Raw genomic sequence first — 9904 nt, 5'->3', positions numbered from 1 at the left:
GCCGGCTGATTTTGTGTGTTTCCTCTAACTGCTGCTAAGCTCGCTATATGTATTCCAGACAGATCTATGCTTCCGTCTGCCCCCGTCTTCTCCCACGTCAGGCTGTTTCATCCGATCGGTAGGAAATACGTTTCCCGGATGGGATCGCAAACCGGTGCAGCGGATGTGTGTTGGGCCGTCTGTGACTGTATAGTAAGATGCAAGATACGCACAGCGCATAATCTGCATCTTACTAATTACTAAACAGTCACGGACAGCCCAACACACATCCGCTGCACCCGGTCTTGAATCCCTCCCGGGGCACGAGACTTTTCCTGCCGACCGGATGAGCCAGCCAAGGGGGCTGTGAGGGGCAGGCCTTCCTGCCTGTAAGGTCGGTTTAAAACTCCATAAAGCGGACGATTAGAAGATCTTATAGAGACAGAGACGCCCAGAAGGGATGAAACTTGATTCACAAAATCAAGTTTCATTCCGGCTGAGACGAAAAAATATCAATTTTTTCGTCTCATGTCGGATGTTCCCTTCTGGGCGTCTCTGGCTCTATTAGATCTTCTTCGTTAAGCGGTCAGGATTTTAAACCGACCTTACAGGCAGGAAGACCTGCCCCTTACAGCCCGCTTGGCGTCCCCTCCGCTCCAAAGCCTAAAATCTCGTGAACTAATTCAGTTCATCTACTACTTTCTGGATTGCTGCGAGTGCATCATCAGGAAGTTTGTCATATCCTTCTTTTGCTGTCTCAAAAGCTTTGATTTCGTTTACACGGTCGTTCATACGTGCTTTCAGCTGTCCAACGTATTCCGGATCATCCATGGCAGGAATGAATCCTTCCCAATCCAGAATTTCGATGTCGGAGAATGGTCCCCATTTGTGGAAGTCTGCTTTCTTCTCTACGATAGCTTCCAGGATTCCAAGTGTATCTTTAGGCTGAACTTTCTTGCCCATGAAATCTCCTGTGTTGATGATATAGCAGTCTACGTTCTTTTCCTCAACCAGCTTTTTAAACTTCTCGTAGTCGTTAGCCAATGGATATGTTCTGAATGGGTTAGCATATGGTACAACTACCAGTTTGTTCGGGTCTACGCCAGGAGCAAGTCTCTCTGCTGTAGATCTCTTTGTTGCAAGTGTAGCTCCCATTACGGATGCAAGAGAAGCTCCTTTTAATTTTACTACCGGCGGAATGGTAGGATCTTTCATAATCCAGAAGATAGCATTAACAGGTGAGTCGATCTTGTCCACACGGTTTGGTGACCATAATTTTGACTTGATCGCACGTCCGTTACCATTTCTTACGTCCTCTGTTACTAACTGTACTTTTCCTTCTTCGTCAAGTGTTGCGGAACAGTTCTGAGCTGTCAGCAGGTACTTGTTGTCTTCGCATCCTGTCGGATAATCCTGCGTCTTATCAAAGTAAGTAGGCTCGATAGCGATAGATGCACATGTATCGGTATTGATGATGAAAGCATCATCATGAAGAACTTTGATGTCATATTTTCCATCATGTTTTGCATGTGTAATAGTAGACTTACCTGATCCTGACAGACCATATACAGATGCAACATACTTGCTTCCGTCAGCCAGTGTGTATTCTTTCTGTCCGCCATGGCAGGAAGCGTATCCGTTACGGTTAGCAATCGCCCATACCATAGTAAGTGTTCCTTTTTTGTGCTCTCCGAAGTATCTCATACCAAGGATGCATGCACAGTTTGTATCTGTGTTAAAATAGCACAGTGTCTGAGGATCGCTCAGGCAGCTGTAGTCAACTCCAGGATGAGCAACCGGTGCCCACTGCGGATCGGAGAAGATGTAGATGTCTGGTTCTTTTCCATCGCCTACTGCAACGGATTCTTTGTACATCTTTACATAATCATCAGACATGTACTGGAAGTTCAGCATCCATGAATACATGATGTTCTCTTCGCCTTCTGGAATCAGGAGGTGTACCTTTACCATGAATTCCGGGTCAAGTCCTGCATATACAGTTGCATGGTACATCTTTTTGTAACGTGCGGTGTAAATAGCATCCATAGCCACTTTGTCTAATTTGTCACATTCTACTCCTGGCTCACCAGCAATACGGCGTGCTGCAGCATAACGTCCTGTAATAGCACCATCATTGAATAAAAGAACCTTGGCGTCTGCATCCAGACCAAATTCTTCGCCTCTATATACCGGCATATCTGTTACGATTGTTCCCGGAGAATTCTTCGCCAGATTGTATGCCTCTTTTAATGTGTTAACTGGAACTACATTGTTTCCATAAAATGCTGCTTCAATAATGGATCTTGTTTTTGAAAATCCTGGTTTGCCTTTTCCAATTTCATTAATTGGATAATATGCTTTTGTTGACATAGTGTAATTTCCTCCTTCAAATCGAAATTTGTTCTATTATCTCATGATCGTTATAAAAAGTCAACAGTTTTAGTGAAAGATATATCACTCCCGATTTCATTTATAACATGTTTTGCCAAGAAAAATATAAAAATAAGCGCGAAAATGCAAGATGTTGCTATACATCTTGCATTTTCGCGCTAAATATATATCTTTTTATTGATATTTTGTATCTTTTTGTCCTTATTTTTGCAATTCACTTGTTAAATGTTTCACTAACTGTTAAAATATTTCTTTTTCAGCTTGGTGGTGTATACCATATACCAGATCAGCACAACGAGAAATATCACCATTGTAATTAAGTCCACGACTTTCATCGGGAATATAAAGTAATGGATTGCATCTACAGCACCGTACAATGTTGTGAAAACGCCAAATATCAAGACTGCAGGGAGCGCTTTCTGAACAAATTCCTGTCTGTTATTGCACATCTGCTCAGTGATTCCCTTGCCAAGCAGAAGAATTTCGTTAATGTGTCCGTCTTTTTTCATTTTCACATAAGCATACAGCCCATAGATGCCGCATCCAAATATCAGGAGGCTCAGCGCCCCAAACATATCTTCCATTTATTATACCTCTACTCCCAGGATCTCTTTCACGGTTTCTTTCATCTTGTCAGCATCACACTCTTTTGTATGCAGAATTTCTGCATTACGGATTTCTTCGATTGCATTTGGTACATTCACCTGCGAAACTTTCTCCAGTTCATCAATCAGTGCAAATTCATCCAGAGCATCATACTCTTTATCAATAGCCGTCATGACACTTCTTGCAAACTTATATGGACTTGCTGTAGACGCGATGAGCGCTTTTGCATTGTCTTTGCCAGTCTCTTTGTATGCTTTACATACATGTGCAGCTACTGCTGTATGTGTGTCCATCACATATCCTGTAGAGCGGTAAGTATCACGGATGGCTGCCTTCGTCTCCTCTTCATCGGCATATCCGCCGATAAAATCAGCCAGCTTTTCTTTCATATCCTGCGTAATCTCGTATACACCGTCCGTCTTCAGCTGCTGCATAAGGGCTGCATTTTTTTCGGCATCCTGTCCTGCGATCGTATAGATCAGGCGCTCAAGATTGCTGGAAATCAGAATATCCATAGAAGGGGAAGAGGTCAGGACAAATTCACGGTTCCTGTCATATCTGCCCGTCTTAAAGAAATCAAACAGTACTTTATTTTCATTGGACGCACAGATTAACTTCGCAATCGGCACTCCCATCTGTTTTGCATAATATGCGGCCAGGATATTTCCGAAATTCCCTGTAGGAACTGTTACATTAATCTTTTCTCCCGCTTCAATCTCCTGATTCTGCAGAAGTTTTGCATACGCGTACACATAATATACCACCTGCGGAACCAGTCTGCCGATATTGATGGAGTTTGCAGAGGAGAACTGATATCCTGCTTCAGCCAGCTCTTGTTCCAGCGCCCGGTCTTCGAACAGAGCCTTCACCCCGCTTTGAGCATTGTCAAAATTCCCGTGGATGGCAACGACGGAGGTGTTATTCCCCTTCTGTGTCACCATCTGCAGTTCCTGTACCCGGCTCACGCCGTCCTTTGGATAGAATACGATAATCTTTGTTCCCGCAACATCTGCAAATCCTGCCAGAGCAGCTTTCCCTGTATCCCCGGAGGTTGCCGTCAATATAACAATATCCTTTGTTACATGGTTTTTCTTAGCAGCAGTTGTCAGCAGATGCGGCAGGATAGATAAAGCCATATCTTTAAATGCAATCGTAGCCCCGTGGAACAGCTCCAGGTGATAAGTGTCTCCTACCTTCACAAGCGGTGCGATCACCTCTGTATCAAACTTTTCGTCATATGCACAATGAATACAGTGCTTCAGTTCTTCTTCGGAAAAATCAGTTAAAAACTGCTTCATAACCGCATAGGCAGTTTCCTGATAGGTCATGTCCTTCAAGTCGTCCATTGTTACATCCAGTTTTGGAATGCTCTCCGGCACAAACAGGCCGCCGTCTTCGGCCAGTCCCTTCAGAATTGCTTCAGAAGCTGTGGCTGTATTATTGGCATCCCTTGTACTTTTGTATAATAGATTCATTCTCTTACCCTCTTTTTCTTTCTTCACTGTGTTACTGCACTGCATTATATCATATGTTTCCGTTTTAATCAATTTTGTTTGCGAAATAAAATAAACAGAATCCCGCTCACTGCCATCAGCATCGGATAAAACAGATACGGCATAATGTGGAACGGCGTAAGGCCGGTCAGGCTTGCTGCTGACAGGAGCTGTGCACCGTAAGGAATCATACCCTGTCCCACGGAAGTAAAGATATCCAGCAGGGAAGCCGACCGTTTCGGAGCGATCTCATATTCATCGCTGATCTCCTTTGCAATAGGGCCTGCCATGACAATTGCCACCGTATTGTTGGCCGTACACAGGTCCACAAACAATGCCAGCAGGGCAATCCCCAGTTCGCCGCCGCGTTTTCCTTTGATCCGGCTCTTGATGAGGCTCAGAATAAAATGAATGCCTCCGTACTCTTTAACAAGCGCCACAATACACGCTACAATAATAGAAATCACCGTGATATCATACATGGATGTCACACCATTTCCGACTACAGTAAAAATTTCAGCAAGCGCAATGCTGCCTGTGGCAACTCCTACAATCAGTGATACTACAATACCGCCGATCAGCACCAGAAATACATTGATTCCAATCAGCGCTCCCACCAGAACCAGAATATAGGGAAGTACTTTCCACAGGTTGTAGTCCATAACCGCAGTACTGCTCAGATGTACATTTCTCGTGATAATCAGGAAAATGATGATTGTGATAATTGCCGCCGGAAGCACAATCAGAAAGTTTGCTTTAAACTTGTCCTTCATTTCACATCCCTGTGTCTTGACAGCCGCAATTGTGGTGTCCGAAATCATTGACAGATTGTCGCCGAACATTGCACCGCATACAACAGCGCCGATGCAGATGGCCAGCGAAAAACCGGTTTTTTCCGATATTCCGATTGCAATCGGGGCCAGCGCAGCGATCGTTCCCATAGAAGTTCCCATAGAAATAGAAATGAAGCAGCCGATCACAAAAAGGCCGACCACCGCCACTCTCGCCGGAAGTATTGAAAGTCCGAAGTTTACCGTGCTCTCCACACCGCCCGCAGCAGTCACAGCACCGGAAAATCCTCCCGCACACAAAAAGATGAGGCTCATTGTAATAATGTTCTCATCTCCTGCACCTGCTGCAATAATTTTGAGCTTTTGCCCGAAATCCAGCTTTCTGTTCTGCATAAACGCCACGAACAGAGCAATTAAAAAACCTACGATTGCCGGCATCGCATAAAAATCCTTTGCCACAATCCCCGCTCCCAGAAATATGATCAGGAAGACGGCTATCGGCAGCAGCGCCACAGCCCTTCCTTTACCTGCTTCTGGATTTGTACTTTCCTGTCCCATTCCATACCCTCTCTTTGTCAAAATATTTCCCGTACTCTGTGAAACTCAGTTCCCAGATCCTCCTGCATATGGCTTTTGAGCATATCCACACCTTTATAAAAATACAGGTCATGCCGGACGCATTCCGCTGCCATGGCAACCATTGGTTTAGATCTGGTCCAGATGACTTCGGATACGGCGTCACTAACAATCTGGCCGAAGATAACCTCCCTGTTATCAGAGACCAGATTCAGGAAACGCCCTCCCATCTCCTGTTTCTTTTCCTTTAGCATCCCGTGCCTGCAGTAGTGTTCCAGCGGCACTTCATCCTGTTCTTCCCCAAAATATACGATTCCCAGGCGGATTCCCTGTTTCTCCAGCGCCTGTATCTCTTCCAGCATCTTTGGCAGATCTTCCGCCCATATCTGCAGTAAAAGTTCCGAACGTGTTTCCTTCAGAATACTCCGGCACTTTGCGAATACATTTTCATATTCCCTGATATGCCAGAAACCGTTCAAATCCGTCTCTGCTCTGTAATTATCCAGCTGCGATTCCAGTTTTACCATGGTCACATCCGCCTCATGTTTTACCCTGGCGGATATTTCTCTGATCGGCACGGAAGCATAGCGGTTTGAACTCTCCTCCTCAGAATACAGTATAAATCCCTTCATGACAAGGGATTCCAGCACATTATAGATTTTTGAACGGGGAACCGACGAATATTTGCTGGCTTCATATCCCGTCATGCTTCCTGTTTTCAGCAATGCAAGGTATACTTTCGCCTCCGCATCCGTAAGTCCTATTCTATTTAACAGAAAAATTCTGTCCTCCTGCATCCTATCTCTCCTTTTATGGCAGCCTCTTACCAGGGCTGCATCGCACCGCCCTCTTCTGCCGGCCTGCAGTTTCTTGCAAACAGATTCAGACAGCCTTTCTGTTCCTTCAGCGGCGGGCATATCCAGTTTTTCTTTCTCTTTTCCAGTTCTTCTTCCTCAACCTCCAGAGTCACCCTGCTCCCCGGAATGTCTATAACGATCATGTCTCCTTCTTCCACCAGTGCGATTGTACCGCCGTCGTATGCCTCAGGTGAGACATGTCCTACAATTGCGCCATAGTTAAAACCGGAGAACCTGGCATCGGTAACCAGTCCCACACTTGTGTGCAGGCCGCGTCCGATCAGTGCATCAATACTGAGCATCAGTTCTTTCATTCCCGGTGCGCCCTTGCAGCCCTCATAACGGATCACAATCACATCCCCCGGAACGATTCTGCCGGCTTCAATTGCTTCAAATGCACTTCTGTCGCCTTCAAACACCCTTGCTCGTCCCCGGATATATTTTACGGGATCGGGAACCGCTGTGGGGCGGACAATTGCTCCGTTCGGGGAAAGGTTCCCTCTCAATATCCTGAGTCCAGGCTCCTTTGACAAAGGTTTTTCCAGTGTATGGATCACATCATTTGGCTGTGCGGCCACCTTTGAAAGGAAATCCCCCCAGGTTCCTCCATCCATCATCGGAGCCTCTTTGAAGAGACGGCTCTCCAGCATTTTCATAACATTCGGGACTCCCCCTGCGTAATGAAAATCTACGACTGTATATGGACCGCTTGGTATAACTGCGTTGATACATGGTATCTGGGCGGCATACTTTTCGAAATCCGCCAGTGTGATATCAATCCCCAGCTCATAGGCCATTGCGAGGATATGCAGCACGGCATTGGTAGAACCTGCTATTGCCATATCAAACATGATGCTGTTCAGAAGTACATCTTTCGTAATCAGATCTGATGGCTTCAACCCCGATTTTACAAGCCTGACTGCAAATTTCCCTGCCTCTCTGGCCTGGCGGAGCTTCTGATTATCAGATGCGGGAATCGTAGCAGTCCCCGGCATTACCAGATTCATGACTTCCCCCAGCATCTGCATTGTGTTGGCCGTTCCCATAGAAGGGCAAGCCCCAAAAGAAGGACAGACAGCCTCCTCCAGTTCCATCAGCTCCTCCTCACTGGAGCCTGAGAATCTGGCAACATCCAGATCCGCTTCCACCACCGTCTTTCCGCAATGCTGTCCCGGCTGCATTGAGCCTCCCGTTACAATCATTGACGGAATATCCACCCTGGCCGCCGCCAGGTAGCATCCAGCAATAATGTTGTCACAGGACGCCACCATCACCAGTCCGTCAAAGTTATGCACCCTGGAAACAAACTCTACAGACATTGCCACAATATCTCTGCCAACCTGTTCGTATTTCAGTTCTTCCGCTCCATTTGCTATATTGCCGCAGGTGGCCGGAATCCCAAATTCCACCGGCACCCCTCCTGCAGCCCAGATTCCCTGTTTTACCGCTTCCGCAATCTGCCTGAGATGAGCGCTCCCAGGGGAACCTTCCATATAAGAATTGGGGACTCCTATGTGCGGTTTCTTACGAATATCCGAATCCGAATAGCCTGCTGCCTTCATCATTACTCTCCGATGCGCCGCCTCTGCTCCGTTCCAGTATGCTTCCATATTTTATCTCCTCTTTAATCCCAGTTTGTGCCCACACCGGCTTCTACCGCCCTGTCATATATCTTCTTAGCAGTCACCAAATCCTGTGTTCCTATTCCGACCGTTTTAAAGACAATAATTTCATCGTCTGCCCTGCGGCCCTCTACATTTCCCAAAAGCACATCTCCCAGATCTCCGGTAAAATCATCTTCCGTGATCACCCCTGTTTCCAGAGGGATGAGAATGTCTCCCGCCTCAGACAAAACTGCTTCCCTGGAATCAAAATAGATGCCGGAAGCCCTTGTAAGAATGACCGGATCCATCTCCTGCATATGAGGCTGATAGGAGCCCACACAACTAAGTGTGGCGCCATCCTTCACCCTGTTGCCGTCAAATACCGGTGTAGAAGAAGGTGTCGCACAGATCAGCAGATCCGCATCCTCCACAGCATCATCCGAGCTTTCCGCCGCCAAAATATGTGCCCCGTAACCGTCCAGTTCCTGATTCATGCTCTCTACAAATGCCTGCAGCCGCTCCCTGTTCAGATCAAATATTTTCACTTCCTCAAGATCTCTCACAGCCAGCATTGCCTCCAGCTGTGTGGCAGCCTGCCCGCCGGTTCCGATCAATGCTCCCTTTTCGCATTCTTTATTTGCCAGCACATCAAAAGCAGCGCCTGAAGCGGCCCCTGTGCGGAGCTGGGTCACATAAGTTCCGTCCAGCACAGAAGCAACCATTCCATTGGAAGCGTCGATCAGTATTACCTGAGCCGGTGTGGTTGGCAGTCCTTTCTTAACATTCTCCGGAAATACATTGACCACCTTCAGGCACCCCATATCCAGATCCTCCACCAAAGACGGCATAAACAGCATAGACCCGTCATGCTCCGGCACATTAATATTCGTACGGAGCGGCACATTGCTCTTCCCCGCCGAAAAAAGCCGGAAAGACTCCTTCACCGCTTCCACGGCTTCCCGCATTGTGATTACCTCTTTTATATCTTCTTTAGACAATAGCAGCATCTTTCATCCTCCCATAATAAAATTCCGGATTCTCAAGCCTGCGCGAGTAGTATACCCCTCCGGTAACTATTACTACTATTATAGCAGGAAAGGGGGGGTTGTCAATTGGGGGAGGAGGTCGCCTGTACGGAGGGGGACTTGCGGGACGGACGGATTGAGTTGGATATGTGGTATGGACTGTCTGCGGGATAGGTTGGTTATGCGGGCGACTATGCCGAAAAGCATAGGTAATTCCACCCGCATTACATACTCCCCTGCCCAGCCAAATGAACTGGAATAAGCGCAGCAATATTCCAGAGAATCTTCACCCTGCCTCGCTTTTTCACTGTATTACAAATTCCCGCGCCGCCGGTTCACATCCGCTGCTCCCGTCATAGTCCCTCCCTGGGAAAGGGGTTTCACTACTGCCTGGATGCGACCAGCCGCCGGAACCGGACATAGGGATGGCTGGAAGCGTCTTACGGCTGTTTAGCTGGAGTTAAGTAAAATAGAAGGAAAACCGGGGTGATTCGTTTGATTCCGAATCAAACGAATCCCTGGCCCCAGCATGCGAAGCCATCGGGCTTCGGATGATGTGGCCAGGTTGCCCCGGTTTTCCTT

The 9904-nt window shown here is 47.0% G+C and carries 7 protein-coding genes; all 7 read right to left on the bottom strand.

Annotated elements, in window-relative coordinates:
- Window positions 1–657 precede the first annotated feature (657 nt).
- Window positions 658–2349: a phosphoenolpyruvate carboxykinase (ATP) gene (locus tag HMPREF0240_RS07420; protein ID WP_009002830.1), complete on the bottom strand. Its 1692-nt coding sequence runs from the start codon at window positions 2347–2349 to the stop codon at window positions 658–660.
- A gap of 254 nt (window positions 2350–2603) precedes the next feature.
- Window positions 2604–2954, bottom strand: coding sequence for a hypothetical protein (locus HMPREF0240_RS07415; RefSeq protein WP_009002829.1), 351 nt, complete (start codon window positions 2952–2954; stop codon window positions 2604–2606).
- A gap of 3 nt (window positions 2955–2957) precedes the next feature.
- Window positions 2958–4451: a threonine synthase gene (gene thrC / locus HMPREF0240_RS07410; RefSeq protein ID WP_035312688.1), complete on the bottom strand. Its 1494-nt coding sequence runs from the start codon at window positions 4449–4451 to the stop codon at window positions 2958–2960.
- A gap of 68 nt (window positions 4452–4519) precedes the next feature.
- The gene (locus tag HMPREF0240_RS07405; protein WP_035312636.1) at window positions 4520–5818 is read right to left on the bottom strand and encodes a Na+/H+ antiporter NhaC family protein; all 1299 of its coding nucleotides are present in this window, start codon (window positions 5816–5818) and stop codon (window positions 4520–4522) included.
- Between the two features lie 17 nt (window positions 5819–5835).
- Entirely contained in the window at window positions 5836–6633 is a 798-nt protein-coding gene (locus HMPREF0240_RS07400) for a TrmB family transcriptional regulator (RefSeq protein WP_009002826.1), read from the bottom strand.
- A gap of 26 nt (window positions 6634–6659) precedes the next feature.
- Window positions 6660–8303: a dihydroxy-acid dehydratase gene (ilvD, locus tag HMPREF0240_RS07395; protein WP_009002825.1), complete on the bottom strand. Its 1644-nt coding sequence runs from the start codon at window positions 8301–8303 to the stop codon at window positions 6660–6662.
- 14 nt (window positions 8304–8317) lie between these two features.
- A complete protein-coding gene (locus HMPREF0240_RS07390; protein ID WP_009002824.1) occupies window positions 8318–9304 on the bottom strand; it encodes an ornithine cyclodeaminase family protein in 987 nt (328 codons plus the stop codon).
- Window positions 9305–9904 lie beyond the last annotated feature (600 nt).

The sequence above is a fragment of the Clostridium sp. D5 genome (assembly GCF_000190355.1).
Lineage (GTDB): Bacteria > Bacillota > Clostridia > Lachnospirales > Lachnospiraceae > Faecalicatena > Faecalicatena fissicatena_A.
This window is presented reverse-complemented; position numbering and strand designations above follow the sequence as displayed.

Coding starts and splice junctions, on each gene's coding strand:
- thrC (WP_035312688.1), bottom strand. CDS start 4,451: ATGAATCTATTATACAAAAGTACAAGGGATGCCAATAATACAGCCACA.
- HMPREF0240_RS07420 (WP_009002830.1), bottom strand. CDS start 2,349: ATGTCAACAAAAGCATATTATCCAATTAATGAAATTGGAAAAGGCAAA.
- HMPREF0240_RS07400 (WP_009002826.1), bottom strand. CDS start 6,633: ATGCAGGAGGACAGAATTTTTCTGTTAAATAGAATAGGACTTACGGAT.
- HMPREF0240_RS07405 (WP_035312636.1), bottom strand. CDS start 5,818: ATGGGACAGGAAAGTACAAATCCAGAAGCAGGTAAAGGAAGGGCTGTG.
- HMPREF0240_RS07415 (WP_009002829.1), bottom strand. CDS start 2,954: ATGGAAGATATGTTTGGGGCGCTGAGCCTCCTGATATTTGGATGCGGC.
- ilvD (WP_009002825.1), bottom strand. CDS start 8,303: ATGGAAGCATACTGGAACGGAGCAGAGGCGGCGCATCGGAGAGTAATG.
- HMPREF0240_RS07390 (WP_009002824.1), bottom strand. CDS start 9,304: ATGCTGCTATTGTCTAAAGAAGATATAAAAGAGGTAATCACAATGCGG.